28 protein-coding genes are annotated in these 23,996 nt (G+C 70.7%); 16 read left to right on the top strand and 12 right to left on the bottom strand.

Annotated elements, in window-relative coordinates; translation table 11 throughout:
- Positions 1 to 6 precede the first annotated feature (6 nt).
- The gene (locus tag P9K36_RS29355) at positions 7 to 198 is read right to left on the bottom strand and encodes a hypothetical protein (RefSeq protein WP_043346894.1); all 192 of its coding nucleotides are present in this window, start codon (positions 196 to 198) and stop codon (positions 7 to 9) included.
- 144 nt (positions 199 to 342) lie between these two features.
- Between P9K36_RS29355 and pgeF the strand changes: the two genes are divergently transcribed.
- The 3 genes from pgeF to P9K36_RS29340 all read left to right on the top strand — a co-directional run bounded on the left by pgeF (position 343) and on the right by P9K36_RS29340 (position 3,197).
- On the top strand, positions 343 to 1,113 hold the full coding sequence (gene pgeF, locus P9K36_RS29350) for a peptidoglycan editing factor PgeF (protein ID WP_043346897.1): 771 nt from the start codon (positions 343 to 345) through the stop codon (positions 1,111 to 1,113).
- A gap of 269 nt (positions 1,114 to 1,382) precedes the next feature.
- Positions 1,383 to 2,222: a porin family protein gene (locus P9K36_RS29345; protein WP_043760339.1), complete on the top strand. Its 840-nt coding sequence runs from the start codon at positions 1,383 to 1,385 to the stop codon at positions 2,220 to 2,222.
- Positions 2,223 to 2,420: 198 nt separating this feature from the next.
- Positions 2,421 to 3,197, top strand: coding sequence for a DUF2076 domain-containing protein (locus P9K36_RS29340; RefSeq protein WP_043346900.1), 777 nt, complete (start codon positions 2,421 to 2,423; stop codon positions 3,195 to 3,197).
- 112 nt (positions 3,198 to 3,309) lie between these two features.
- Here P9K36_RS29340 and P9K36_RS29335 read toward each other — a convergent pair whose 3' ends face one another.
- On the bottom strand, positions 3,310 to 4,125 hold the full coding sequence (locus P9K36_RS29335; protein ID WP_278306303.1) for a L,D-transpeptidase: 816 nt from the start codon (positions 4,123 to 4,125) through the stop codon (positions 3,310 to 3,312).
- 278 nt (positions 4,126 to 4,403) lie between these two features.
- On the opposite strand from P9K36_RS29335, the gene P9K36_RS29330 reads away from it, so the two are divergent.
- The 5 genes from P9K36_RS29330 to P9K36_RS29310 all read left to right on the top strand — a co-directional run bounded on the left by P9K36_RS29330 (position 4,404) and on the right by P9K36_RS29310 (position 8,682).
- The gene (locus P9K36_RS29330) at positions 4,404 to 5,120 is read left to right on the top strand and encodes a protein phosphatase CheZ (protein WP_043382723.1); all 717 of its coding nucleotides are present in this window, start codon (positions 4,404 to 4,406) and stop codon (positions 5,118 to 5,120) included.
- Positions 5,121 to 5,193: 73 nt separating this feature from the next.
- A complete protein-coding gene (gene uvrC, locus P9K36_RS29325) occupies positions 5,194 to 7,254 on the top strand; it encodes an excinuclease ABC subunit UvrC (RefSeq protein ID WP_043382720.1) in 2,061 nt (686 codons plus the stop codon).
- Positions 7,255 to 7,327: 73 nt separating this feature from the next.
- The gene (pgsA, locus tag P9K36_RS29320) at positions 7,328 to 7,927 is read left to right on the top strand and encodes a CDP-diacylglycerol--glycerol-3-phosphate 3-phosphatidyltransferase (RefSeq protein ID WP_043355549.1); all 600 of its coding nucleotides are present in this window, start codon (positions 7,328 to 7,330) and stop codon (positions 7,925 to 7,927) included.
- Between the two features lie 54 nt (positions 7,928 to 7,981).
- Positions 7,982 to 8,233 carry a molybdopterin converting factor subunit 1 gene (moaD, locus tag P9K36_RS29315; protein WP_043355564.1) on the top strand — a complete coding sequence of 84 codons (252 nt, stop codon included), beginning with the start codon at positions 7,982 to 7,984 and terminating at the stop codon, positions 8,231 to 8,233.
- A gap of 218 nt (positions 8,234 to 8,451) precedes the next feature.
- Positions 8,452 to 8,682, top strand: a complete 231-nt coding sequence (locus P9K36_RS29310; protein ID WP_043355551.1) for a hypothetical protein — start codon at positions 8,452 to 8,454, stop codon at positions 8,680 to 8,682.
- Between the two features lie 120 nt (positions 8,683 to 8,802).
- On the opposite strand, the gene P9K36_RS29305 is transcribed toward P9K36_RS29310, so the two are convergent.
- Positions 8,803 to 9,579 (bottom strand): SDR family oxidoreductase, encoded by a 777-nt coding sequence (locus P9K36_RS29305; RefSeq protein ID WP_278306302.1) that lies wholly within the window; start codon positions 9,577 to 9,579, stop codon positions 8,803 to 8,805.
- Between the two features lie 150 nt (positions 9,580 to 9,729).
- Here P9K36_RS29305 and P9K36_RS29300 point away from each other — a divergent pair, with 150 nt between their 5' ends.
- Positions 9,730 to 10,143, top strand: a complete 414-nt coding sequence (locus tag P9K36_RS29300) for a flagellar biosynthesis repressor FlbT (protein WP_043355555.1) — start codon at positions 9,730 to 9,732, stop codon at positions 10,141 to 10,143.
- Between the two features lie 13 nt (positions 10,144 to 10,156).
- Here the strand turns inward: P9K36_RS29300 and flaF are convergent, their stop codons facing one another.
- The gene (gene flaF, locus P9K36_RS29295; protein WP_043355557.1) at positions 10,157 to 10,528 is read right to left on the bottom strand and encodes a flagellar biosynthesis regulator FlaF; all 372 of its coding nucleotides are present in this window, start codon (positions 10,526 to 10,528) and stop codon (positions 10,157 to 10,159) included.
- Between the two features lie 168 nt (positions 10,529 to 10,696).
- Between flaF and P9K36_RS29290 the strand changes: the two genes are divergently transcribed.
- On the top strand, positions 10,697 to 10,942 hold the full coding sequence (locus P9K36_RS29290) for a hypothetical protein (protein WP_043355558.1): 246 nt from the start codon (positions 10,697 to 10,699) through the stop codon (positions 10,940 to 10,942).
- On the opposite strand, the gene P9K36_RS29285 is transcribed toward P9K36_RS29290, so the two are convergent.
- The 3 genes from P9K36_RS29285 to P9K36_RS29275 form a co-directional block, all read right to left on the bottom strand.
- Positions 10,943 to 11,164 carry a hypothetical protein gene (locus P9K36_RS29285; protein ID WP_139231596.1) on the bottom strand — a complete coding sequence of 74 codons (222 nt, stop codon included), beginning with the start codon at positions 11,162 to 11,164 and terminating at the stop codon, positions 10,943 to 10,945.
- A 4-nt stretch (positions 11,165 to 11,168) separates the two neighbouring features.
- Positions 11,169 to 11,492 carry a hypothetical protein gene (locus P9K36_RS29280; protein ID WP_078947352.1) on the bottom strand — a complete coding sequence of 108 codons (324 nt, stop codon included), beginning with the start codon at positions 11,490 to 11,492 and terminating at the stop codon, positions 11,169 to 11,171.
- Positions 11,493 to 11,621: 129 nt separating this feature from the next.
- Complete coding sequence (locus P9K36_RS29275; RefSeq protein ID WP_053611129.1) at positions 11,622 to 12,131, bottom strand: metallophosphoesterase; 510 nt, start codon at positions 12,129 to 12,131, stop codon at positions 11,622 to 11,624.
- Positions 12,132 to 12,289: 158 nt separating this feature from the next.
- Here P9K36_RS29275 and P9K36_RS29270 point away from each other — a divergent pair, with 158 nt between their 5' ends.
- From P9K36_RS29270 to P9K36_RS29245, 6 genes are all read left to right on the top strand, one after another.
- Positions 12,290 to 13,009 carry a cytochrome c biogenesis protein CcdA gene (locus P9K36_RS29270; RefSeq protein WP_053611128.1) on the top strand — a complete coding sequence of 240 codons (720 nt, stop codon included), beginning with the start codon at positions 12,290 to 12,292 and terminating at the stop codon, positions 13,007 to 13,009.
- Between the two features lie 39 nt (positions 13,010 to 13,048).
- On the top strand, positions 13,049 to 14,095 hold the full coding sequence (selD, locus tag P9K36_RS29265; RefSeq protein WP_043760332.1) for a selenide, water dikinase SelD: 1,047 nt from the start codon (positions 13,049 to 13,051) through the stop codon (positions 14,093 to 14,095).
- A gap of 104 nt (positions 14,096 to 14,199) precedes the next feature.
- The gene (locus P9K36_RS29260; RefSeq protein WP_100794128.1) at positions 14,200 to 16,212 is read left to right on the top strand and encodes a glycosyltransferase; all 2,013 of its coding nucleotides are present in this window, start codon (positions 14,200 to 14,202) and stop codon (positions 16,210 to 16,212) included.
- Positions 16,209 to 17,321, top strand: coding sequence for a glycosyltransferase (locus tag P9K36_RS29255; protein WP_043382703.1), 1,113 nt, complete (start codon positions 16,209 to 16,211; stop codon positions 17,319 to 17,321). Before P9K36_RS29260 ends, P9K36_RS29255 begins: the two co-directional genes overlap by 4 nt.
- A gap of 280 nt (positions 17,322 to 17,601) precedes the next feature.
- Positions 17,602 to 19,077: a GumC family protein gene (locus P9K36_RS29250; RefSeq protein WP_278306301.1), complete on the top strand. Its 1,476-nt coding sequence runs from the start codon at positions 17,602 to 17,604 to the stop codon at positions 19,075 to 19,077.
- Between the two features lie 10 nt (positions 19,078 to 19,087).
- Positions 19,088 to 19,933 carry a WecB/TagA/CpsF family glycosyltransferase gene (locus tag P9K36_RS29245; RefSeq protein WP_236961732.1) on the top strand — a complete coding sequence of 282 codons (846 nt, stop codon included), beginning with the start codon at positions 19,088 to 19,090 and terminating at the stop codon, positions 19,931 to 19,933.
- A 2-nt stretch (positions 19,934 to 19,935) separates the two neighbouring features.
- Here P9K36_RS29245 and P9K36_RS29240 read toward each other — a convergent pair whose 3' ends face one another.
- The 5 genes from P9K36_RS29240 to P9K36_RS29220 form a co-directional block, all read right to left on the bottom strand.
- Positions 19,936 to 20,511 carry an NUDIX hydrolase gene (locus tag P9K36_RS29240; RefSeq protein ID WP_043382695.1) on the bottom strand — a complete coding sequence of 192 codons (576 nt, stop codon included), beginning with the start codon at positions 20,509 to 20,511 and terminating at the stop codon, positions 19,936 to 19,938.
- Positions 20,512 to 20,549: 38 nt separating this feature from the next.
- Positions 20,550 to 20,807, bottom strand: a complete 258-nt coding sequence (locus P9K36_RS29235) for a sulfurtransferase TusA family protein (RefSeq protein ID WP_278306300.1) — start codon at positions 20,805 to 20,807, stop codon at positions 20,550 to 20,552.
- 129 nt (positions 20,808 to 20,936) lie between these two features.
- Positions 20,937 to 21,284, bottom strand: coding sequence for a hypothetical protein (locus tag P9K36_RS29230; protein ID WP_278306299.1), 348 nt, complete (start codon positions 21,282 to 21,284; stop codon positions 20,937 to 20,939).
- Between the two features lie 97 nt (positions 21,285 to 21,381).
- Complete coding sequence (locus tag P9K36_RS29225; RefSeq protein ID WP_043353108.1) at positions 21,382 to 22,749, bottom strand: glutamate--cysteine ligase; 1,368 nt, start codon at positions 22,747 to 22,749, stop codon at positions 21,382 to 21,384.
- A gap of 294 nt (positions 22,750 to 23,043) precedes the next feature.
- Complete coding sequence (locus P9K36_RS29220) at positions 23,044 to 23,796, bottom strand: 16S rRNA (uracil(1498)-N(3))-methyltransferase (RefSeq protein ID WP_278306298.1); 753 nt, start codon at positions 23,794 to 23,796, stop codon at positions 23,044 to 23,046.
- Positions 23,797 to 23,996: the final 200 nt, after the last annotated feature.

Genomic DNA, 23,996 nt, shown 5'->3' with positions numbered 1-23,996 from the left:
ATTCGGTCAGCCGAAGGAGCCGAAGCCGGAATCCGTCTGGGTGGACGGCCGCGGTGTCGGCGGTGCAGGCGGGTTGAGGTCGGTCGGGTCGAAGGCGGCGGGCTCTCCCGTGACGGGGTGGGCGGGCGCGCTCGGGATCCGGGGCTCTTCAGCCTCGGGCGTCTCGGGCAGGACGTCGGTCTCGATCCCTCGTGACATTGCGATCCTTCTCAAGGTGGAGCCGGATCGGCTCCATACTGCAATGCAGCAAGAATCTGACGGTTGAACGACATCGTCAAGGGTCCGCCCTTGCGCTATCGGGGCGCGATACGAGCAACCGCGAGGCCGACCGTGACCGCAGGCATGATCATCGAGGCGCCGGAACTCTCCGCGCATGCGGGCGTGCGCCACGCCTTCTTCACCCGCGTCGGCGGGGTTTCGGACGGCCTCTACGCGTCGCTCAACGGGGGGCTCGGCTCCCAGGACGTGCCGGAGCGTGTCGCCGAGAACCGGGCGCGGATGTGCGGCCGGCTCGGCCTGCCGCCGGATCGGCTCGTCAGCCTGTACCAGGTCCACTCGGCCGATGTCGTCACCGTCGAAGCGCCCTTCGCGGCGGCGGAGCGGCCCAAGGCCGACGCCATGGTGACGCGGGTGCCGGGCCTGGCGCTCGGTATCGCCACGGCGGATTGCGGGCCGATCCTGTTCGCGGATCCCGAGAACGGGGTCGTCGGTGCCGCCCATGCCGGCTGGAAGGGCGCCCTCACCGGCGTGATCGGCGCGACGGTGGCGGCGATGGAGGCGCTCGGCGCGCGGCGGCAGCGGATCGTCGCCGTGCTGGGCCCGACGATCGGGCAGGCTTCCTACGAGGTCGGCCCGGACTTCATCACCCGGTTCCGGTCCGACGCCCCCGGCATGGAGCGCTTCCTCGCGGCCGGCACGCGGCCCGGACACGCGCAGTTCGACCTGCCGGGCTTCATCCTGGCCCGGCTCGCCGAGGCCGAGGTCGGGGAAGCCAGCGCGCTCAACCTCTGCACCTACGCGGATCCGGAGCGGTTCTACAGCTATCGGCGGACCACGCATCGCGGCGAGGCCGATTACGGCCGCCTCATCTCCGCCGTGACGCTCGTCCCCTGACGGCACGGTCCGCCATCGGACACCAGAGGTGCGACACTTTGTCGATGCACGGGTGAGAAAAAAGCATAGCCGTGAATGAACCTTGGCCATTCGCCCGCGTTGGGGGGTCAAGGTGCCGGGGATAAACGGCGGGTTGCCATAAGGGGCCGCGAATGCGGTCGGCGACACCGCGGAGCGCAAAGCAGCCCTGGAACCGCTGGAACGCAGCCAGATCCGGTTACGCCCCCGTCCGGCCACGGTCGGGGCGGACCACCAGTGAGGACCAGATCATGAAATCCCTGCTCCGTGTGACCACGGCCCTCGCGGCCGTCGCCTTCGCCGGCTCGGCCTTCGCCGCCGACCTGCCGCGCCGCGCCGCCCCGCCGCCGATCTTCACCCCCGTCCCGGTCTTCACCTGGACCGGCGCCTATTTCGGTATCAACGCCGGCTACGCTTTCGACGCCAGCGACCGCAACACCGGTTCCAGCTTCGGCGTGCCCTTCCCCTACGCCGCCCCCGGCACCGTCGCCACCTTCCGAAACCGCAGCCAGGACGGCTTCTCCGGCGGTGGCCAGGTCGGCTACAACTACCAGTTCACGCCCGGCTCCGGCATCGTCATCGGCGTCGAGGCCGACGCCCAGTACCTCGACTTCGGCCGCAGCCGGAACAACGCCTTCATCTCCGGCGCGCTGGCCCCCGGCTACTACGTCACCGACCCGCGCGGCCTCTCCAGCCTCGACTTCTTCGGCACCGTCCGCGGTCGCCTCGGCTACGCCTTCGACCGCACCCTGATCTACGGCACCGGCGGCTTCGCCTACGGCTCGGGCAGCGCCGACCGCTCCTTCGGCGGCTATGCCGGCAACGACAGCTTCCGCACCGGCTGGGCCGCCGGCGGCGGCATCGAGTATGCCCTGCCCACCGACTCCTTCCTGAACTTCTTCCGCTCGTCGGCCGTGACGCTCAAGGTCGAAGGCCTGTACGTCAATCTCGACCGCGGCACCCGCAACCAGGGCGCGCTCGTCGTCAACGCCGCCAACAACTTCCCCGTCGTCTACAGCGGCGTCGGCCGCCGCTCCGACGAGTTCGCCGTCGTCCGCGCCGGCCTGAACTACAAGTTCGGCACCTTCTAGGATTACGCGACGGCGCGGCTACGGCCGCGTTCGGGATCCGTCTTTGGGAAGCCCGGCCGAAAGGTCGGGCTTCTCGTTTTTCGCAGCCGGCGGATGAAGTTTTCGCAATCCCCCTGACAAAGCGTCGCCGCGCACCCATGTCGTGTCTGCCATGCGGCGCGTTCGGGCCCGCGGGTGAGATTCGAGGAGGACGACTCCATGAACAGCGAAGAACGCGACGTCATTTCGGGCATCTTCCAGCGGCTGGAGCAGGCGCAGACCCAGCCCCGCGACGCGGAGGCGGAGCGCTTCATCGCCGACAAGATCCGCGCCCAGCCCTACGCGCCCTACGCCATGGCGCAGCTGATCTACGTCCAGGAAGAGGCGATCAAGAGCCTGAACCAGCAGCTGGAGCAGGCGCGCAGCCAGGCGGCCTCTGCGCAGCCCTCGGGCGGCGGCGGCTTCCTGTCGAGCATCTTCGGCGGCGGCAGCCAGCGCCAGGAGCCGCAGCCCGGCTACGCACAGCAGCGTCCCGCCGGACAACCCTGGGGCAATCAGGGCGGCGCGCCCCCGCAGGGCTATCCCCAGCAAGGCTACCCGCAGCAGGGGGGCTATCCCCAGCAGGGCGGCTATCCCCAGCAGGGCGGCCCGTGGGGCGGTCAGCCGCAGGCGCCGGCCCGCGGCGGCGGCTTCATGGCGACGGCGCTCCCCATGGCGGCGGGCGCGGCCGGCGGCATGCTCCTGGGCAGCGCCCTGTCGAACGCCTTCGCGGGCGGCCATTCGAGCCTCGGCAGCGCTGCGGCCGCCGGCCTGGGCGGCGGTGCCGGCGAGACCGTGGTCAACAACTACTACGGCGACGGTGGCAACCAGGATCTCGGAGCTGCCCTGGACAACAGCGGCGGCGACCTGGGCAGCTTCCAGGACGCGAACTACAGCGATCCGGGCGGCGATTTCGGCGGCGACCTGGGCGGCGGCGACGACAGCGACTGGACCTGATCGTCCAGCCCCGGCGTCAGCCCCCAAAGAGAGAGGCCCGGTCGCGTCAGGCGCGGCCGGGCCTTTCCGTATCCGAAGGGTCAGCCTGCGTGATGCCGACGGCGTCAGGCGCTCACAGGACTTCGACGCGCGTTCCCACCGGCACGCGGTCGTAGAGGTCGACGACGTCGTCGTTCATCATCCGGATGCAGCCCGACGAGACCGACTGACCGATCGTGTTGGGCTCGTTGGTGCCGTGGATCCGGTAAAGCGATGAACCGAGATACAGGGCCCGCGCCCCGAGGGGATTCTCCGGCCCGCCGGCCATGTGGCGCGGCAGGTCGGGCCGGCGGGCGAGCATCTCCGCCGGCGGTGTCCAGTCCGGCCACTCCGCCTTGCGGCTGACGGTCTTGAGACCGCTCCAGGCGAAGCCGGGACGGCCGACGCCGATCCCGTAGCGGAGGGCGCGCTGGCCGGCCTGCACGAGGTAGAGATGCTTGCCGGCGGTATCGATGACGATCGTCCCGGGCTTCTGCGGCCCCGCGAACGGGACCTCCTGGCGCTGGAATTCCGGCGCGACCGCGCGGGCGATCCGGCCGGGATCCGTCTGGGACGCTCCGTAGGCGGCCGCGGGCGGCGCGCCGTAGGGCTGAGCCGCACCGTAAGCCTGTCCGTAGGATTGTCCGTATGCCTGAGCGGCCTCCGGTTCGGCCGGCACCAGCTCCCCGGAATAGGCCGCGACCCGCTGGGACGTCGCCGCCCGCTGCGGGGCCGCGGAGCGCTGCGGCCAGCCGCGGCCGCCGCCCCCGGCGCTTCCGGTGACGAGGTACTCGATCAGGCCGCCGCCGTAGCCGCCCTCGGCGTAGCGCGCCTGTTGCGCGCGCGCAGGCCCGCACAGCACGAAAGCGGCCGCGGCCGCCGCCATTCCCAATCGGATCGAACCCCGCATCGTTGCATGCTCCCGAGCCGGCGCCCAAGCGCCCGGCCCGCGAACGATCCCGCGGCATTTTACCGAATCAGGTGAAGGAACGTGGTGAATCGCGCCGAGGCCGCGGTCTCTCCCCGGCCCGTCGGCGGCAGCGTGAATCGCCGGTTAACCGTTCATCGCAGCCCGCCGCGCCTTCGGGAAGGAGCCCGGAGCGGTCGGAAAAAGCTTGGCAGTCACAGTCCGCTAACCGATGTGGTAGAGAGTTGCGTCGACGGAACCCGAACGCCCACGCCCGGACGATGACCCAGAAGCGCTATCGCATCGAAGACAGCCTCGGGATTCCCGCGGCTCCCCAGCCTGGTCCGGGCTCGATCGCCTCGAACGAGCGACTCGAAGAAATCTTCAGCGCCATCCAGGACTTGCGCCGCGTCACGCAGATGAGCGCCAGCGAGACGATCGAGTCGTGCCGGCGCGAGCTGCACGAAGCGCTCGCGATGCGCACGGAACTCGACGTGATGAAGGAGGCGATCACCCGCACCAAGTCGGAGCTGGCGACGCTGCATCGGACGGAGAATACCGGCAAGGGCATGCGCCGGGCGGCCGACGAACTCGACGCCGTGGTCGATTCGACGGAGCGCGCCACGACGCAGCTCCTCGGGGCGATCGAGGAGATCGAGAGCCACGCCGGCATGCTCAACGCCGCGACGCTGCCGCCCGGGCTGAAGCAGCACGTCGACGTGATCCTCGAGCGCGTGATCACCGCCTACGAGGCCTGCAACTTCCAGGACCTGACCGGCCAGCGGATCACCAAGATCGTCGGCGTGATGAAGTTCATCGAGGAGCATCTCGACCGGCTGATCGCCACGTGGTCGGAGCTCGACAGCTTCAAGGAGCTCATCACCGTCATGCCGGTGCCGACCTCCCTGGACGACGAGAGCTCTCTCCTGAACGGTCCGAAGCTCGACCACGATCCCGGCCACGTCGACCAGAGCGACATCGACTCGCTGTTCGACTGATCCCCGGTCCGGGCGCGCGATTTTTGTCGCCGCCCCGGTCCCGCTGGCGCTCAGGAACGCTTAGATCTGCGGTATGAGCCGCAGAGCCCTCTCAGACCTGCCCCCGGACACCTTCGACGACGGCCGCGACGCCGAGCGGGACGAAACCGCCGACGCGCCGGAAGCCGGCCTCCCCGACACGGAGGCGCCGGAAATCGATTTCGACTTCGAGCCGGGTGCCGTCCAGGCCGGCACCGAGGTGATCCGCCGGTTCTGGTCGACCCTGCCGTCCTCGCCCGGCGTCTACCGGATGTTCGATCATCGCGGCGACGTCCTCTATGTCGGCAAGGCCAAGAACCTGAAGGCGCGGGTCGGCTCCTATGCGCGGGGTCAGGCGCATTCGAACCGCATCGCCCGGATGATCTCGCAGACGGCGGCGATGGAGTTCGTCACCACCGCCACCGAGACCGAGGCGCTGCTCCTCGAAGCCAACCTGATCAAGCAGCTGAAGCCCCGCTTCAACGTGCTGATGCGGGACGACAAGTCGTTCCCCTACATTCTGGTCACCGACGACGGCCCCGCCCCGCAGATCGTCAAGCACCGGGGCGCCCGGCGCCGGAAGGGCAATTATTACGGGCCCTTCGCCAGCGTCTGGGCGGTGAACCGGACGGTGAACGCCCTGCAGCGCGCCTTTCTCCTGCGCACCTGCACGGACAGCTACTACGAGAACCGCACCCGTCCCTGCCTGCTCTTCCAGATCAAGCGCTGCTCCGGTCCCTGCACCGGCGAGATCGCCACGGAGGATTACGCCGCCATGGCGGATTCCGCCCGGGCATTCCTGGCGGGCAAGTCGAACGCCGTGAAGGACCGGATGCGCACCGAGATGCAGGAAGCCTCGGAAGCGATGGAGTTCGAACGCGCCGCCCGCTTCCGGGACCGGATCGCCGCGCTGTCGGCGATCCAGGGCGTGCAGGGGGTCAACACCCAGGGCGTGGAGGAAGCGGACGTGTTCGCCCTCGACGAGCAGGCCGGCCAGTTCTGCATCGAGGTGTTCTTCTTCCGGAACTTCCAGAACTGGGGCAACCGCGCCTATTTCCCCAAGGCCGACCGGTCGATGACCCCCGACGAGGTGCTCGGGTCGTTCATCGGCCAGTTCTACGACGACAAGCCGGCGCCCCGGACGGTGCTGACGAGCCATGCGGTCGAGGATGCCGAGCTGGTGGCGGCGGCCCTGTCGAGCCGGGTGGAGTACCGCGTCGAGATCCACAAGCCGAGCCGCGGCGAGCGGAAGAACCTCGTCGATTACGCCCAGCGCAACGCCAAGGAGGCGCTCGCGCGGCGCCTCGCCGACACGGCCTCCCAGGGCAAGCTGCTCGCGGCGCTCGGCCAGGCCTTCGGGCTCGACGGCGCGCCCCGCCGGATCGAGGTCTACGACAACTCGCACATCATGGGGACGAACGCGGTCGGCGGCATGATCGTCGCCGGCCCGACGGGCTTCATGAAGACGCATTACCGAACGTTCAACATCAAGTCCGAGGAGCTCACCCCGGGCGACGATTACGGCATGATGCGCGAAGTCCTGCAGCGGCGCTTCAAGCGGCTGGTGAAGGAGTCACCGCGCACCGAACGCGAAGCCGCGGCCGCCGCCGTCGAGGGCGGCGTCCAGGAGCCGGTGCCGGCCGAGGAGAGCGAGGCGTTCCCGGCCTGGCCGGACCTCGTGCTGATCGACGGCGGCAAGGGCCAGCTCGACGCCGCGCGGACGGCCCTGGAGGAGGTCGGCGTCTCGGGCGTGCCGCTGATCGGCGTCGCCAAGGGCCGCGACCGGGATGCCGGGCGCGAGACGTTTTTCGTGCCCGGCCGGCCGCCCTTCAAGCTTCCGCCGCGCGACCCGACGCTCTACTTCGTGCAACGGCTCCGGGACGAGGCGCACCGCTTCGCCATCGGCAGCCACCGGGCCAAGCGGAAACGCGAGATGGTGAAGAACCCCCTGGACGAGATCGCCGGCATCGGGCCCAGCCGCAAGCGCGCGCTGCTCCATCACTTCGGGACCGTGAAGGCCATCGAGCGCGCGGCCTTCGAGGATCTGGCCAAGACACCGGGCGTGAACGCCGCCACCGCGCGGGCGGTCTACGACTTCTTCCATGCCGGCGCCTGAGAACCCGACCGCGATGGCCGAGACCGAAACCAGGACGTTGACGCCCGGGCCCCGCTCTGATTTCACCCCTGCGATGAACGCCGTCCTTCCCCGACGACGGTCGCCGGCCTGGACGCTCGCGAATTGCCTGACCTACGGGCGCCTCGTTGCCGTGCCGGTGATGGTCGCTCTGCTGTTCTGGCCCGAATCCCACACCGCCCGGTGGACGGCGCTGGGCGTTTTCGTCGCGGCCGCGATCACCGACTACTTGGACGGGTACGTCGCACGCACCTACCATCAGAGCTCGGCGCTCGGCCGGATGCTCGATCCGATCGCCGACAAGCTTCTCGTCTCGGCGTGCCTGCTGATGCTGACGGCGGACCACACGATCGTCGGCTCGAATATCTGGGCGGCCATCGTGATCCTGTGCCGCGAGGTGCTGGTTTCCGGCCTGCGCGAGTACCTGGCCGAGCTGAAGGTCGGGGTGCCCGTCAGCAAGATCGCCAAATGGAAGACCACCGTGCAGCTCGTGGCTCTCGGCTTCCTGGTGGCCGGCCCGGCGGGCGAGACCCTGCTGCCGGGGACCGAGCCGATCGGCCTGACGCTGCTGTGGCTGGCCGCCGCCCTCACGCTCTGGACCGGCTGGGACTACATGCGGGCCGGGATCAAGCACGTCATCGACGATCCGCGCTGACGGATCGGCCTGCGGGACGTGCGGTCCCTGCCCTGTCTTCGCTACGGTGATGCGATGAAGCTCGTCTATTTCGCCTGGGTCCGCGAGCGGATCGGCCGCCCCGAGGAGGAGCTGGCACCCCCGGCGGAGGTCGCCACCGTCGCCGACCTCGTCGGGTGGCTCCGGGGCCGGGGCGAGGAATATGCCTACGCCTTCGAGGATCCGGGCGTCGTCCGGGCCGCGATCGATCGGGTCCACGCCAAGCCGGACGCGCCGATCGCGGGCGCCCGCGAGATCGCCTTCTTCCCGCCGATGACGGGCGGCTGAGGCCCGGCCACGCCGCGCACGTAGTCCACCGGGGTTGTCTTGGTCCCGGTTCCGCAGTCATTGGCGCCGTCGCTCCGGCTCTGCTTCGAACCGAACGGCGCGCGGGCCGAGCCAAGTTTTTTTACGGGTTCGGTTCGCCTTCGAGACCGACGGCTCTGCGGAACGCTCAAGCTGTGACCGCCGTTACCCGGTACCGAAACCGGTATTGGAGTTTCAGCATGCGCAAGACCTTGCTCGCGACCGCCGCCCTGTTGAGCCTCGGCGCCGCCGCACAGGCCCAGACCACCGTCATCGAGCGCGACCGGCCGGCCGTCGTCGTCGACCGCCCGGCGACCGAGTCGAAATCCGTGACCGTCCACGACCATGGCGACGGCTGCGTCACCAAGACGGTGCGCAAGGAGAACGACATGGGCGACTCCAAGACCGTCAAGAAGGAGACGTGCGACTGAGGCACGGAAGCGGGCCGGGCCGGAGCGCGGACCCGCGCCCCCTGTCCGGCTGGTCTCATGTCCGGCCGGTCTCATGTCCGGCCGGTCTCATGTCCGGCCGGTCTCCTGCCCGGCTCCCGGTCAGCGCCACCTCGCGTCGATGACGTAGGGGTGGCCTGTACACATCCGGGCATCGTCCGAGGCGAGGCACAGGACCAGCGCGGCGACGTCGGCCGGCTGTATTCGGCCGTCGAGGCATTGCGCGGCGACGATGTCCGCTTCGCCCTCCGGCGTGTACCATCTCTCCTGCCGCGGCGTCTGGACGTTGCCGGGGATGATCGACACCACCCGGATCCCATCGCGGCCGAGGTCGCGGGCCAGGGCGCGGGTCATCCCCTCGATCGCCGCCTTGGCGGTCTGGTAGAGCGGCATCTCCTTCAGCCCGAGATGCCAGCTGATCGATCCGAAATTGAGGATCACGCCGCCGCCCGCACGCCGCATCGCCGGCACCGCCGCCTGGGCGGCGAAGAACAGGTGGCGCAGATTCACCGCCATCCGGTCGTCCCAATAGGCGGGCGTCACCTCGGCGAGGCTGTGGCGGTCGTCGTTGCCGGCATTGTTGATCAGGACATCCAAGCCGCCCAGAACCGTATCCGCCTCGGCGACCAGCGCGCGAACCGCATCGACATCCGTCAGGTCGCAGCGCCGGTAGAGCGGGGCGTGCGCGGCGCCGGGCGTCAGACGCGCCACCACTGCGTTCGCCGCATCATCCGCGATGTCGCAGAACAGGACGCGAGCCGCCTGGCCGACGAAGGCCTCGACCAGACCCGCGCCGATTCCCGAGGCTCCGCCCGTGACCAGGACGCGCTTGCCGGCGAGGCTCGGATACCGTGCGAGCCGATCCGTCTGCGCCGTCATCGGACCTCCCCGACACGTCTCACCCGTTCGTCATTTGTGGGAGTTTATCACGGCACCCGCGTGGTGCAACGGCCGCGCTCGGGGCGGGAATTCTCGAAACGTTAACGGTTCGCGAATGAGATCGCCGGGTCTTCTAGAAAGGAACGCCCGATGCCCCTGCGTCTGGAACTCAAGCCCTTCGAACGGCTGATCATCAACGGTGCCCTGCTGCGCAACGGCGACCGGCGCTCGACCTTCCTGATCGAGACGCAGTGCAAGTTCCTGCGCGAGAGCGAGATCATCACGGAGACCGAGGCCGACACGGCCTGCAAGCGCCTCCACCTGACCCTGACGGTCATCTATCTCGCCGACGATCCGACGCAGGGGATCGACCTGTTCTTCCGGCAGGCGACGGATCTGCTGGGGCTCGCGCCGGCGGCGGCCCCTCACATCGCGGGGATCGCCCAGGCCGTCGAGACCGGCGCGTATTATCGGGCGCTCAAGCTGAGCCGCAAACTCGTCGAGTGGGAAGCCGCCGGCGCGGTGTCCCAGCCGGACCTGCCGGAAACGTCGGCGGCTTCCTGACGGCCCTCGGGCCTCAGCCGGGATTGCCCTGCAGGCCGGCGGCGATGTGGTTGTTGATCGACACGAGCGTCGCGATCTTCTCGGGCGTCGGCGCGATCATCGTGTCGATGCAGCTCTGGAGCACGAACACGCCCAGGCGGCCGACGCCCTGCTTGACGTCCGAAGGGAGCGGGTTCAGGTCCGACGTGGCCTCGGAGGTCAGCAGCGTCCAGACGCGCTGGTTGAACGACAGGGCGTCGTTGAGGCGCCCGGCATCGCCCTCGGAGAGCCCCTGGCTCGCACCGATCAGCTTCTGCGCCGCTTTCAGCAGAACCGCGGATTCGGCTTCGCGCGGCGAGAGGGCGCTGTGGGATGTCTTGGCGTAGGCGTTGGCGGCGTAGTTCATCGGCGGTCCAGCCCCGTCGTCAGGCCTGCCTTGGCGGCAAGCTGGCGCGTAGCTGTCGCAGACCAGGAGTTAAAAGCGCGTGAGCGCCAGATCCGCCATGATGCCGCCGGGTTGCTTATCGACGACGCTGTGTGGCCCAAAGGAATCGGGCCCCGGATCCCAGGCCCGATGTTGAATTTCGTTCTCGGAACTGTTGCCGGCGGCCTGATCGCCTGCGTGCTGACCATCGCGGCGGCGCGGCAGCCCGAGGTTCAGACGCGCCTGGGCCTGATACCCGTGCCGGCCCACACGACGCTCGCGGCCGTCACGAAGCCGGCCGAACCCGATTGCGGGCGGCGGACGGAGCCGGCACCGAAGGTCGGCTCCCAGGACATGTTGTTCAACCGTCAGCGATTCTGGTCGGTCGCGCCCTGATCAGAACGCACCGATCAGCATGAGCAGCATCGTCGTCGCGACGGTGGTGCTGACGAAGCCGCACAGGGCGGCCGCGAAGGACGGGCCGGTGCGGACGACGGCGGGTTCGATGTCGTTCGAAAGCGTGGCGGGGGTCATGGGCGCAGAACCTTTTCGGCGACCGGCGTCGCGCGTGACGGGGTGATGCTGCAGGAACGGGACGTCCGAGGTGCGGATGCGCACCCGATCAATCGCAGCGGTTAATTTTCTTGGCGATCCGCAGGCCCCGCAGTTCACTGCGGAGATCGATCGCCACGACGCCCTCGCCGCATCGCTCGAAGGCGTCGCGGGCATCGTCGTAGCGGTCGCCCACTTCATCGAGCGTGTCGCAGACGCGGTCATGATCGCCCAGACGGGCCTCCTGACGCGCCTGGAAGCGCAGGGCATTCGCCTCGTCGACCTTGCGCTGGGCTTCGATGCAGGCCGGCACAGCCGACGCCGCGGAAGTCATCACGAGGCCTGCCACGAGGCTGGCGAGGCAACGGGTCAGAGTGACCGACATGGCACTCACTTCAACACTCACACACGGTTTGGGATGGCCGCTCCGAAGGCGGACCGGCCGGGTTTCTCGGAGCGGCACGAGTCCACTCCCTTCCTGTCCGCTGAAACGGTGAAGCTGACGTGAAAGTTCCGCCCCGACTCACCGCCCCCGACGCCGGCGGGACGTGAGGATTGCGGAGAGCGGCACGGGTCCCGGCCCCATCGGGTCGACGCCCACATCGTACTGCTTCGGCATTGCCTTGAGCTTGCCGTGGCTGTGCCCGTGGAGATTGAGGGCACCCCGGCTCATGCCGTTCCAGGTGCGGAACGCGTAGTGGCAGAGCACGACCATGCGGCCTTCGACCTCGATTTCCGCGTAGTGCCGAACCGACGTCCAGCCGGGCGCACCCAGAGTATCGGGCCCGTCGTTGTTGCCGACGATCAGGTGCTTCTCGCCGTTCAGCCCGGCGAGGATCTCGCGAATCCGGTCCCCGCTCGGCCCGAGGGCGAAGTCGCCGAGGTGCCAGACCGTGTCGCCGGGCGAGACCGCGGCGTTCCAGGCCGCGACCAGCCCGGCATCGTGGGCCTCAAGATCCGGATAGGGCCGGTGGTCGAAGCGCAGTGCCCGCGGGTCGCCGAAATGCGTGTCGCCCGTAAAGAAGATGGTCACCGGTCTGCTCCGCCTCGCCCGGGAACGCCACCGGACTGCCGCCGAAATCGGCTGGCCGCCGCCTGGTTCCCGCGCGCCCGCGGCCGCCTGGCGCGTTGACCGCCCGCGCGGCACGGAGGAGACCTCCGCAGGGCGAGCGGGATCGGGAGCGCGAGGGCATGCTGGGAACGGTCGGATTCGCCTTCCTGGCCGGGCTTCTGTCGGTACTCTCGCCCTGCGTGTTGCCGCTGATCCCGATCGTGCTCGGCACCGCGGCCGCGGAGCATCGCCTCGGCCCGGTGGCGCTGGCCGGCGGGCTGGCGATCGCCTTCACGGCGATCGGGCTGTTCGTCGCGACGATCGGCTTCACCATCGGCCTGGACGGCGACACGTTCCGGCGTGCCGGCGCGGTTCTCCTCCTGCTGCTGGGCGTGGTGCTGATGCTGCCGCGGTTCCAGGCCCGGGTCGCGACGGCGGCCGGCCCGGTCGGCGCCTGGGCGGAGGAACGCTTCGGCGGCTTCGGCTCCGGCGGATTGTCCGGCCAGTTCGCCGTGGGCCTGCTGCTCGGCGCCGCCTGGAGCCCCTGCGTGGGACCGACCCTGGGCGCGGCCTCGCTGATGGCGGCGCGGGGCGAGCATCTCGGGAGCGTCGCCCTGACGATGCTGGCTTTCGGGATCGGGGCCGCGGCCCCGCTGATGCTCCTCGGCTTCGTCTCCCGCGAGGCGCTGCTGCGCTGGCGCGGCGGCCTTGCCGCGGCCGGCCGGGCCGCGAAGGCCGCGCTAGGCGCCGTGATGGTGGTACTCGGCCTGCTGGTGCTGACGGGACTCGACAAGCAGGTCGAAGCTGCGGCCGTCGCGGCTTCGCCGGACTGGCTCAATGCGCTGACGACGCGCTACTGAGTCGCCATGGTCCCAGGACGTCCGGAACGGAGATCAGCGATGACCGATGCCCCCCGCCTGACCAGTCTTGCCCATGGCGGCGGCTGCGGCTGCAAGCTCGACCCCGCCACCCTGCGCCAGCTCCTCGCCCAGCAGCCGGCGGCCGGGCCGTTCGAGCGGCTCCTCGTCGGCAACGAGACGGCGGACGATGCGGCCGTATGGGAGCTGGAGGACGGCACCTGCATCATCGCCACCACGGACTTCTTCACACCGATGGTGGACGACCCCGTCGATTTCGGCCGGATCGCCGCGACGAACGCCATCTCGGACGTCTACGCCATGGGCGGCCGGCCGCTCTTCGCGCTCGCGATCCTCGGGATGCCCCTGGGCAAGATCGACCCGGAGGTGGTCGCGCGGATCCTGCGCGGCGGCGCAGAGCAATGCGCCGAGGCCGGCATCCCGGTGGCGGGCGGCCACTCGATCGACGCCCCCGAGCCGATCTACGGCCTCGCGGTGATCGGCACCTGCCGCCGGGAGGCGGTGCGACGCAACGCCGACGCGATGGCGGGAGATGCCGTCCTGCTCACCAAGGCCCTCGGGGTCGGGGTCTACTCCGCGGCGATCAAGCGGGAGACCCTGGACGACGCCGGCTACCGCGACTTCATCGCCACCACCACGCTGCTCAACCGGATCGGACCCGACCTGGCCGCCGAGCCCGCCGTCCACGCCCTCACCGACGTGACCGGCTTCGGCATCCTGGGCCACGGGCTGGAGATCGCCCGCGGCGCCGGTCTCACGCTCACCCTCGAGGCCGACGCCCTCCCCCTGCTGCCGCAGGCGGAGGCGCTGGCGCGCGCCGGCGCCGTCACCGGTGCCTCGCACCGGAACTGGTCGGCGTTCGGCGAGGCGGTCGACCTGCCGGAGGGTTTTCCGGACTGGCGCCGCCACATCCTCACCGATCCGCAGACCTCGGGCGGGTTGCTGGTGACCTGCTCGGCCGACCGGGCCGACGCGCTCCTCGCGCGCATCCGATCGGCGGGCTACCCGGCGGCCGCCCGCATCGGCCGGATCGAGGCCGGTCCGGCGCGGATCCGGGTGATGGGCTGAGACGCCGCCGGCCCCGAGAGGCAATCTTCAACCTTCCCGTCCACTCTGTCGCCCCGCACGAGACCCGAGCCGCCGCCAGAGCCGCCGTGACCGAGGCCGCAGACATGTCACCGCCTCCCCACGGCGTCGCCGGCTGGCCGTACGGGCGCAGCCCCCCCGGACCCGCCCGTCCGCGGTCGCTGCCCGACGGGCGCCCCTGGCCGCGGATCCGGATCATCACGGTGGCACACGCGGATGCCGCCCTGGCCGGGACCGTCGCGTCGGTCCTGCGCCAGGATTATCCGGAGTTCCGACACGACGTGCTGGCGCCCACGACCGGCCGCGCGGCCGTGGAGCGGATCCTGACCGATCCCGGTCCGGATCATCTGCTCTGGCTCGCTGCCGGCGACCTGCTCGCCCCGGGTGCGCTGATCGCTCTGGCGCTGGAGGCCTCGCTCGCCGAGGTCGACGCGGTCGCGGGGTTGCGCGTCCTGTTCGACCACGCCGTCCGGGGCCTCGACGGGCCCGATCGCGCGGCGGAAGCCGGTGGCCGCAGGTCTGCGGGGGGCGGGATCCTCTGGCGGCGCGACGGGCTGGCGGACCATGCGGACCTCGACCCCGACGGCATGCTGAACGAAGGGGCCGCCTGGTCGACGACATCCGAGGACCGGCGCAGCCTGATCGGTCGTCCCGCCCTGCTCCACAGGCTGCTTTCGGACCTTCCTCCGCCCGCCAGCGGTCTGTCGATCGTGTCGCTCACCGGGACGGGCACCCAGGGCGGGGCCGGCGTGGCCCAGCGCCGGCTCGCCGAGGCACTGACTCTCGCCGGTCACCGGATCGCGGAGGTCACCCTGAGCGGCCGTCCCGAGGCCGCCGAGTGGCGCGACGTCTTCCCCCCGGCCGAGGCCGCGATCGCGGCGACCGCACCGGATCTCGTCCTGGCCGGCAACCTGCACGGCGCCACCCGCAGCCTCGACGTCGTCGGCCGTCTGGCCCGGCGGGGACCGGTCGGCCTCGTGCTGCACGACCTCTTCCCCCTCACGGGCCGGTGCGCCCATCCGCGCGCGTGCGGCCGCGCCGCGATCGGTTGCGATGCGGCCTGCCCCACCCCCGACGAGTATCCGCAACTGGCCCCCGGCCGGATCGCCGGCATGCACGACCGCAAACGCGCGGTGCTCGCCGGCGCCCCGGTCGGGCCCGAAGTGCGATCCCCGGCCCGATCTCCGGCCCGATCTCCGGCTCCCTGGCTTCTCGCCAATTCCGACTGGACGCTGGCGCGGGCCCGCGAACTCGCGCCGCCCGGCACCGTGGTCGAGCCGATCCGCCTCGCCTTCCCGACCGCCGTCTTCCGGCCCGGCGATCGCGCCGGCCTGCGCGGCCGGCTCGGCCTGCCCCCCGATGACGTGCTGATCCTCGTATCCTCGGTCATCGTCGACGGGCCCGACAAGGGCTTTGCCGATCTCCGGGGGGCGCTTCAGGCCGTGGCAAAACCGGGCGTCGGCGTCGTGGCGATCGGTCGCCTCGACGATCCGGCCCGGCTCGGGATCGCGAACCTGTTCGCGCCCGGCCTCATCGCGGACGAGGCGATGCTGGCGGCGTGGTACGGCGCCTGCGACCTCCACGTCACCGCGAGCCGCCACGAGACTCTCGGACAGACGCCCATCGAGGCCGGCCTGTGCGGGGTCCCGACCCTGGCCTACCGCACCGCCGGGCTGACCTCGGCGGTGATCGACGGCGTCTCGGGCCGCCTCGTGCCGATGCGGCCCGGCGCCCTCGCCGACGCCCTGGCCGCCCTGGTCGGTGACCGGGCGACCCGCACCCGCCTCGGCGCCTTCGCGCGGATCGCCCTGGAGAGCCGCTACAGCCCGGCCGCGGCGGCGCTGTCGCTGGAGGCGGTCTTCCGGCGGCAGGGCCTGGGGGGCGGCGCGGCCCATCCGCGCTTCGCCCCCGCGATGCTCGGGCATTTCCCCTTCGCGGCCGATCTGCGGACGGGCGCGACCGGCACGGTCCCGGCGGTCTCGCCTCCGCTCGTGCGCCGGCTGCGGCGGGCCAAGCAGATGGTGTTCGGCCGCCGGATGCCGCTCTTCGTGCGGCGGTGCCTGTACTTGGCCGGCACGCTGCGGCGCAGGGTGCCATGACGGACCACAAGGCGAAATCCGGCATGGCGCAGCGGCGGATCTACCTGGACCAGACCCATCTGCGGGCCCATGTCACGGGGATCGAGCGGGTCACCCTGGACCTGTTCGCCCCGGAGAAGCTCGCCCCGCACACTGTGCGGCCGGTGACCGCCGGCTCCCTGCCCGGCATGATCGCCGCCCAGCAGATCGGCCTCCCCGCGCGGGCGCTCACGGACAGGGACGCCCTGTTCCTGTTCCCGGGTTTCCCGCCCGGGCCGCTCTGCGCCATCGCGGCGGCACGGTGCCTGCTCTACGTCCACGACACCTTCCTGCTAACGCGGAAGGCGGATCTGAGCCTGCGCAGCCGGATCTACATGAGCCCGAGCTTCGCCCTCGCCCTGCGCTGGTGCCCGAACCTGTTCGTCAACAGCCGCACCACCGGCGCGGCCGTGCGCGCCCTCTGCGCGGAGCGCGCCCGCGTCGCCCTGCTGCGACCCGCCGTCCGCGACGCCTTCGGCCTGGCCGACCTGCCGGGGCCGGCGGCCTACGAGCCCGGCGCGACGCTGCGGCTCCTCGCCATCGGGACCATCGAACCGCGCAAGAACTATCCGGCGACCCTCGCCCTGACGGCGGCATTGATCCGCGCCGGCATCCCGGCGGAACTCCATCTCGTTGGCCGGGTCGGATGGGGGCGGCACGCCTTCCTGGAGGCACCACCGCCGTTCCTGCACCGGCACGGATACCTCGCCGACGCGGAGCTGCGGGCCCTCGCGGGGTCGTGCCACCTGCTGGTCTCGACCTCCAAGGCGGAGGGGCTGGGGTTGCCGCTTCTGGAAGTCCAGCATGGCGGCCTGCCGGTCGTGGCGCCGGACGACCCGGTGTTCCGTGAGGTGCTGGGGACGTCCGGCCTGCTGATCCGGCCGGAGGATCCGGACGGCGCCGCTCGGACCATCGCCGCCTGGCTCCGGGATGGCGGTCTGACCCGCGCGGCGGCGGCAAGCCGGGCCAACGTGGCGTGCTGGAACGCCACAGCGGCCGAGGATGGGCTGCGCTTCCAACGCTTCCTGTCGGGCGACCCGACAGCCTACGCACCGTTGGAGTCAATTGTCGCATGCGACCGCAGCGCCTGAGGCGGCCTGCGTAGTCCCCAACAAATCGGAGACTTTTCACGTTCGATTGTCGTGACAGTTAGGATTACGTCTGTATGCGATATCTGCGGGCTTCCTGAAGCAGGAACCGCAGCGGGGCGATACTACTGGTCCGGTATGCTGATTGCTGGACTCCCGACGAAGACGGCGCCTCGGGCGAGCACCTGTTCCAGACCGGCACGAAGCTGGTCAGAAAGGGAACAGGCGACGAGGTTGGCGGCGGGCGGTTGTCTCCGTCCCGACAGGTCAGGGAGCGAGGCGTATGTTCGACTTCTCGACACGGATGAGCGGTGAGCAGCCCGTCCGAATGGTGCTGCCGCAGGTGAGCCCGCAGACGGACGGTCGCGTGATCCTCCGGCGCCTGTGGCGCGGCAGCGGCTTCATCGTGCTGGGCGGCCTGTTCATGGTCGCAGTGGCGGTGGCGCTGCTCGGCCTGATCCCGCCGCGCTACACGTCCAGCATCCAGGTTCTCGTGGATCCGAGCGATCTGCGCGTCGTCGAGAACGACGTGAACGCGCGCCAGCCCCAGGCCGACAGCGGCGTCTCGATCGCCGAGAGCCAGGTGCGGGTGATCCAGTCCGACAGCGTCCTGCGCCGGGTGATCGCCAAGCTCCACCTCGATCAGGACGACGAGTTCGTCCTGCCGGACGGCAACAACCCGACCCTCACCTGGGTGAAGGGCGCTCTGGGCATGCTTCCGCCGGCGGCGAGTCGCGATCCGGTCATCACCGCTCTCGACACGCTTCAGAACCGGCTCACCGTCCGACGGGCCGAGCGGACCTTCGTGATCGATGTCGCGGTGCAGTCCCGCGATCCCGAGAAGGCCGCGCGCATCGCCAACGCCGTCGGGGACGCCTACTTCGCCGAAGAAGCGGCGGCCCGCACCGAGACCGCGCGCCGCGCGTCCAGCGCCCTGGCCGGACGGCTCGCCAGCCTGAAGCGGGATGTCGAGCAGGCGGAGGGCGCGGTGGTGCGCTACCGTGAGGATCACAAGCTCGTGGCGGCCAGCGGCCGCCTGCTCACCGACCAGCAGCTCGGCGACCTCAATCAGCAGCTCGTCACCGCCTCGATCAAGACCGCCGAGGCCAAGTCGCGCCTCGATCAGGCGCGCCGGATGCGCTCGTCGGATCCCAGCACCGCTTTGCCGGAGATGCTGCAATCCCTGGAGATGCAGGCTCTGCGGCAGCAATACGCCACGCTGTCCCGCAACACCGCGGAGCTCGCCACCCGCCTCGGCGAACGCCACCCGGCCATGGCCGAGCAATACGCCCAGCAGCGCGACCTGCAGCGCCTGATCCAGCGCGAGAAGGAGCGGATCATCGAGACGACCCAGAAGGATTACGACCGCGCCGCCGCGAGCGAGGCGGCGATCCGGACGAATCTCGACCGGGTGAAGACCGAGACGGCGAGCAGCGACCGGGCCTATGTCGGCCTGCGCGAACTGGAGCGGACTCTTGAGGCCCGCCGCGGCATCTACGAGGCCTACCTGAAGCGCGCCCGCGAGGCGAGCGAGCAGGAGCGGCTCAACACCACCAACGTCCGCATCATCTCGGCCGCGACACCCGCGCGCCAGCGGACCTTCCCGCCGTCGCCCAAGATCGTCCTGCCGGTGGCCCTGATCCTCGGCCTGCTGCTCGGCGGCGGCATCGCCCTGCTCCTCGGCGCCGACAGCGACCGTCGCCGCACCCTGCGCGCCGCCACTCGGCCGGCGACCAGCTTCCGGGCCGCCGATGCGTGACATCGGAGAGATGAGCCTCTACCTCGGCGCCATGGATCCGGTCCGCGGGGAAGCACACACGGTGAGCGGCCCCGCCTGCGCGGCGTCCGGGTCGCCGCAGGCGGAGGCGACCGTCGAACTCTTCGGATACCAGTTTCACACCGGACCCGTCGCGGCCCTCGTGGCCGCCGTCGCGGCCCGGCGAGACGGCCGGCCCCGGATGATCGTCACGGCGAATGTCGATCATGTCGTCCAGCTCAGCGAGAATGCCCCCTTTCGCGAGGCCTACGCGCGTGCTGCGGCCAGGACCCTCGACGGGATGCCGCTGGTCTGGCTGGCCCGGAGGGCCTGTCGCCGGCCCGTGCACCGTATCACCGGGCACGATCTCCTCGGCTGCGTCCTCGCCGATCCGCCGGCCTTCGCGCAGCGGGTCTTCTTCGTCTCCGCCCGCAAGGATGCGGCGGACGCCCTGGCCCTTCGCCTGCAGACGGCGGGCCTTCCGGCCGGCGCCGTAGCCAGCGCGGTCCCGCCCTTCGGCTTCGAGCACGATGCGGCCTACAGCCGCGCGCTGGCGGAGCGGATCCGCGCCCACGGTACGACACTGCTGGTGATGGGTGTGGGCGCGCCCAAATCCGAGATCTGGGTGGATCGGCACGGCCAGACGCTCGGTGAACCGGTGGTGTTCTGCGTCGGCGACGCCCTGAACGTCGCGGCCGGGTTCCTGCCGCGCGCGCCCCAGCTGATGCAGCGCCTCGGCCTCGAATGGATCTACCGGTTCCTGCAGGCGCCGCGGCGGCTGTTCCGCCGCTACTTCATCAAGTCCTGGCGCTTCATCGGCCTCGCGATGCGGGAGCAGATGGGGCGGCGCGCCGGCTGATCTCAGCGCGTCGCCTCGAAGAGGTCCGGCCGCCGCAATTGGAGCGCGAACAGCAGCGTCAGCGATTTCATGTCGGTGATCGTGCCGCGGCGGCCCATGGCGGCCAGCTCCGGCAGCGGGATCTCATGCACCGCCACGGCCTCGCCCTCCGCGGCGAGGCCGCCGCCGCTTCCGGTCCGGTCGGCCTCGCCGTAGGCGGCGAGGAACAGGTCCATCCGCTCCGTGGAGATGCCCGGCATCGACCAAGCGCTGGCGACGAAGTCGAGCGCCCCCAGGCGCAACCCCGTCTCCTCCAGGGCCTCGCGGCGTGCCTCATCCTCCGAAGCGCCTTCGTCGAGGAGGCCGGCCGGGACCTCGATATGGCTCGGCGGCCCCCCCGAGTAGAGGACCGGCGCCCGGAACTGCGAGACCAGCGTGGCGACCCGCCGCTCCGGATCGTAAGGCAGCACCGCGACCGCCCGGCCGTGATCCTCCATCTCCCGCGTGAGGCGGGTTCCGTCCTCCTGCATCACCTCGGCCACGAGGTAGCGCGCCCAACCGTCGTGCACGAGGCGCACGCCCCCGATCCGCGGTGCCATACCGATCCTGCCTTGCCCCTGGAAGGCTCACGGATCGTTCAGGAATGCGGCGGCCTTGCGGACACGGTGATGCGGAAGCGCAGGCGTTCCGCGCGCCGCTCGACAGCGTCGAGGCGCGCGCCCTCCTCCCGCACGAGATTCGGGATGTCGAGGGCAGCCAGCGGATCCGTGCACGTCACCACCAGCGTGCGGTCGGCAGGAAGGCTTCGCAGGGCCTTGCGCGTGCGCAGGACCGGGAGGGGGCATTTCAGCCCGCTGAGGTCGAGATCGACGCAATCCGGATCTTCGTCCCGCACGCCGCAAGCTCCCGAACCGGCGCAGCGACCGGCATAGCGACCGGCATAGCGACCGGCATAGCGACCGGCATAGCGACCGGCACCCGGCGCGTCATAGGCATCGCCGGCCCGCGAAGCCAGCGGATCCGCTCACCATTCGTAATAACCGAAGGCAGGCCCGGAATAGCTGTCTGGTGCAGACCAGAGATAGCGCGGACCGGAATAGCCGTAGTCGAAGCCGTGGCTCGGCACCGGCGCGTAGGCATAGCCGTAACCGAAGGGTGCGGGATAACCGTACTCGCCATAGTAGCTGTATTGCGGACGCCCGCGGGCCGCCACGGTTCCGGCAATGCGTCCGCCCGCCCCGTAATGCCAGCGGCCGGGGCCCGGCGCCGGGCCTGGAGCCTCGAACCGTGCCAGATCGGCCGCCTGACCTGCGCCCCCGCTCGCCGGCAAGGAAGCCATCGCCAGAAGGATGACGGCGGTGACACGGGTCATGGTACGATCCTCCAGCGGCAAAACGCCCTGCTGGAACGTTCCAATAGCACGCTCTGGACGTGATTCGCGCCCGGTGCGTCGGTCGATCAGGGAGGCGTCAGAAGACGCATTCGGCGAAGGCCGGCCGCACGCAGGCGCCCCAGCGGCCCTCGTAATCGGCGAGAAGATCCTCTGCCCGCGTCCGGCCGGCCGCGACGATGGCCTCGAGAGGCTGCAGGTAGATGGTCTCGTCCCGCCCCTCGGCGTCGCGGCGGCCCCGTGCCCGCAGACCCGACCGGGCGATCGCCAGGGCCTCGGCGGCGACCGCGCCGAGGGTGGTGTTGGCCACCGGAGTCGCGAGCCCGAGGCGCGGTGCGGTGGCCCGCGCAGCCTCGCGATTGGCCGGGCTCCACCCCTTCACGAGGTCGAGGGCCGCGTCGAGGGCCGCCTCGTCGTAGAGGAGGCCCGCCCAGAAAGCGGCCTGGGCGGCGATCATGCCGGAATCGCCGACATCGGCGCCGCGCATTTCCAGGAAACGCTTCAGCCGGACCTCGGGGAAGGCGGTGGAGGCGTGATTGGCCCAGTCCGAGACCGTCGCGAACTCGCCGGGCAGCTGCGGCAGCTTGCCGGCCATCAGGTCACGGAACGAGGCGCCCGACACGTCGTGGTAGGTGTCGCCCCGCTTGACGAAGTACATCGGCATGTCGAGCAGCCAGTCGACATAGGCCTCGTAGCCGAACCCGGCATCGAAGGCGAAGGGCAGCATCCCCGTCCGATCGGCATCGGTGTCGCGCCAGATCTCGGACCGGCGCGACAGGAAGCCGTTCGGCCGGCCGTCTGTGAAGGGAGAGTTGGCGAAGAGCGCGGTGGCCACCGGCTGCAGCGCCAGGGATGCGCGCATCTTGCGCACCATGTCGCCCTCGGAGGCGAAATCCAGGTTCACCTGCACCGTGGCGGTGCGCAGCATCATGTCGAGGCCGAGCGATCCGACCTTCGGCATGTAACCGGCCATGATCCGGTATCGGCTCTTGGGCATGACCGGGGTCTCGTCCCGGCGCCATTTCGGACTCATGCCCAGCGTCAGGAAACCGATTCCCAGAGGATCGGCCACCCGCTTCGTGGCGGCGAGATGCGTGGCGAGTTCCGCGGCGGTGGCGTGCACATCGGGCAGCGCGGCGCCGGACAGCTCGAACTGGCCACCGGGCTCGATCGAGATCGCACCGCCCGCCTCCGCCGACAGGCCGATGATGTTGCCGAGATCGACAATCGGCTCCCAGCCCGTCTCGCCGGCAAGGCCCTCCAGAAGGGCCCGGATGCCGCGATCCCCGTCATAGGGGACGGGCGCCCGGCTCTCCCGGTAGAACGGGATCTTCTCGTGCTCGGTGCCGATCGCGAAGCGGGCGCGCGGCTTCTCGCCCGCCGCGAACCATTCGATCAGTTCGGCGCGCGTGGTGAGCGGCGTGGTGTCGTTGCTGTCGCGCGCCATGCGCTGCCTGCCCGTGCGTCTGACTTATGCGTTGGAACGGGCGCGCCGAACTGCTTCGGCGGATCCACCCGGTATCGACCCGCTCTCGCGAGCGGGCTCCGGGCGGACACCCGCCCCCGACCCCGATGAGCCCGCGGCGCAGGCGGCGTCCGTTCCGGGACATAATCGAGCCGCCGGGAACCCACAACGCGGCGGCCTCGGCCGGCGCGCCGCTTCACGTCCGATCCGGGGAAACAATCGTCCGGGCTGACGCCTTCATGTGCGCGGGCACACATGGATCGGGCCGGGCCGCCTTCAGCGCGCGTCGCCGAGGACCGCCTGCACCAGGGCCAGCACGGCGACCGCGGCCGTGTCGGCCCGCAGGATGCGCGGTCCCAGGGAGAGCGCGACGGTGTTCGGCCGCGCCCGGATCAGCGCACGCTCCTCCTCCGAGAAGCCGCCTTCCGGACCGACCAGCACGGCGAGCGGTGGGGGATCCTGCGGATCGCCGGCCGCCCGCAGCGCCTGCACGGGATCGCGCACCGGCGCGTCCTCGTCGCAGAACACCAGGAGCCGCTCGGCGGCGAGCCCCGCCAGGGCCGGGGCGAGACGCTCGGGGTCGGGACAATCGGGAATCGTCAGGATCCCGCATTGCTCGGCCGCCTCGACGGCATTGGCCCGCAGCCGGTCCATGTTGATTCGGTCGCCCTGCGTGTACCGGGTGATGACCGGGCGGATCGTCCCGGCGCCCATCTCGACCGCCTTCTGCGCGAGGTAGTCCAGGCGCGCGCTCTTCAGCGGTGCGAAGAGATAATGCAGGTCGGCCGGCTTCGTCTGGGCGCGCGTCCGCGCGGCGACGTGGAGGTCGGCGCCCTTGCGTCCGGTCTGGACCAGATGCGCGCGCCACTCGCCGTCGCGTCCATTGAAGACCAGGACCGGATCGTCCGGCCCCCGGCGCAGCACGTTGAGCAGGTAGTTGGCCTGGGCGCGATCGAGGGGGAGAATCACGCCCGCGGCGAGATCGGCCGCGACGTGAAGGCGCGGGGCGGTGAAGTCATAGGCCGGCATGGCGGCGTGGTCGCCCGGGGCGGCGAGCCTGTCAACGCAGGGCGGGCCGCCGAAAGTGTTGCCGAATGGTTACGAGCCCCGGTTTTCGGCAGCCAGTCCACCGGTGCATGGCGCAGCCGGTTTGCCGCTCGATTGACGCCACAATCCTATGGCGAACCCAGGGGAACGGAAGAAAGCCGGCCGCTCGCGGATTCGGCAGG

Source organism: Methylobacterium sp. 391_Methyba4 (genome assembly GCF_029691625.1).
Taxonomy (GTDB): Bacteria; Pseudomonadota; Alphaproteobacteria; order Rhizobiales; family Beijerinckiaceae; genus Methylobacterium; species Methylobacterium fujisawaense.
The sequence above is the reverse complement of the archived record's forward strand: the minus strand, read 5'-3'. Positions and strand labels throughout refer to the sequence as shown.

Coding starts and splice junctions, on each gene's coding strand:
- P9K36_RS29355 (WP_043346894.1), bottom strand. CDS start 198: ATGTCACGAGGGATCGAGACCGACGTCCTGCCCGAGACGCCCGAGGCT.
- pgeF (WP_043346897.1), top strand. CDS start 343: ATGATCATCGAGGCGCCGGAACTCTCCGCGCATGCGGGCGTGCGCCAC.
- P9K36_RS29345 (WP_043760339.1), top strand. CDS start 1,383: ATGAAATCCCTGCTCCGTGTGACCACGGCCCTCGCGGCCGTCGCCTTC.
- P9K36_RS29340 (WP_043346900.1), top strand. CDS start 2,421: ATGAACAGCGAAGAACGCGACGTCATTTCGGGCATCTTCCAGCGGCTG.
- P9K36_RS29335 (WP_278306303.1), bottom strand. CDS start 4,125: ATGCGGGGTTCGATCCGATTGGGAATGGCGGCGGCCGCGGCCGCTTTC.
- P9K36_RS29330 (WP_043382723.1), top strand. CDS start 4,404: ATGACCCAGAAGCGCTATCGCATCGAAGACAGCCTCGGGATTCCCGCG.
- uvrC (WP_043382720.1), top strand. CDS start 5,194: ATGAGCCGCAGAGCCCTCTCAGACCTGCCCCCGGACACCTTCGACGAC.
- pgsA (WP_043355549.1), top strand. CDS start 7,328: ATGAACGCCGTCCTTCCCCGACGACGGTCGCCGGCCTGGACGCTCGCG.
- moaD (WP_043355564.1), top strand. CDS start 7,982: ATGAAGCTCGTCTATTTCGCCTGGGTCCGCGAGCGGATCGGCCGCCCC.
- P9K36_RS29310 (WP_043355551.1), top strand. CDS start 8,452: ATGCGCAAGACCTTGCTCGCGACCGCCGCCCTGTTGAGCCTCGGCGCC.
- P9K36_RS29305 (WP_278306302.1), bottom strand. CDS start 9,579: ATGACGGCGCAGACGGATCGGCTCGCACGGTATCCGAGCCTCGCCGGC.
- P9K36_RS29300 (WP_043355555.1), top strand. CDS start 9,730: ATGCCCCTGCGTCTGGAACTCAAGCCCTTCGAACGGCTGATCATCAAC.
- flaF (WP_043355557.1), bottom strand. CDS start 10,528: ATGAACTACGCCGCCAACGCCTACGCCAAGACATCCCACAGCGCCCTC.
- P9K36_RS29290 (WP_043355558.1), top strand. CDS start 10,697: ATGTTGAATTTCGTTCTCGGAACTGTTGCCGGCGGCCTGATCGCCTGC.
- P9K36_RS29270 (WP_053611128.1), top strand. CDS start 12,290: ATGCTGGGAACGGTCGGATTCGCCTTCCTGGCCGGGCTTCTGTCGGTA.
- selD (WP_043760332.1), top strand. CDS start 13,049: ATGACCGATGCCCCCCGCCTGACCAGTCTTGCCCATGGCGGCGGCTGC.
- P9K36_RS29260 (WP_100794128.1), top strand. CDS start 14,200: ATGTCACCGCCTCCCCACGGCGTCGCCGGCTGGCCGTACGGGCGCAGC.
- P9K36_RS29255 (WP_043382703.1), top strand. CDS start 16,209: ATGACGGACCACAAGGCGAAATCCGGCATGGCGCAGCGGCGGATCTAC.
- P9K36_RS29250 (WP_278306301.1), top strand. CDS start 17,602: ATGTTCGACTTCTCGACACGGATGAGCGGTGAGCAGCCCGTCCGAATG.
- P9K36_RS29245 (WP_236961732.1), top strand. CDS start 19,088: ATGAGCCTCTACCTCGGCGCCATGGATCCGGTCCGCGGGGAAGCACAC.
- P9K36_RS29240 (WP_043382695.1), bottom strand. CDS start 20,511: ATGGCACCGCGGATCGGGGGCGTGCGCCTCGTGCACGACGGTTGGGCG.
- P9K36_RS29230 (WP_278306299.1), bottom strand. CDS start 21,284: ATGACCCGTGTCACCGCCGTCATCCTTCTGGCGATGGCTTCCTTGCCG.
- P9K36_RS29225 (WP_043353108.1), bottom strand. CDS start 22,749: ATGGCGCGCGACAGCAACGACACCACGCCGCTCACCACGCGCGCCGAA.
- P9K36_RS29220 (WP_278306298.1), bottom strand. CDS start 23,796: ATGCCGGCCTATGACTTCACCGCCCCGCGCCTTCACGTCGCGGCCGAT.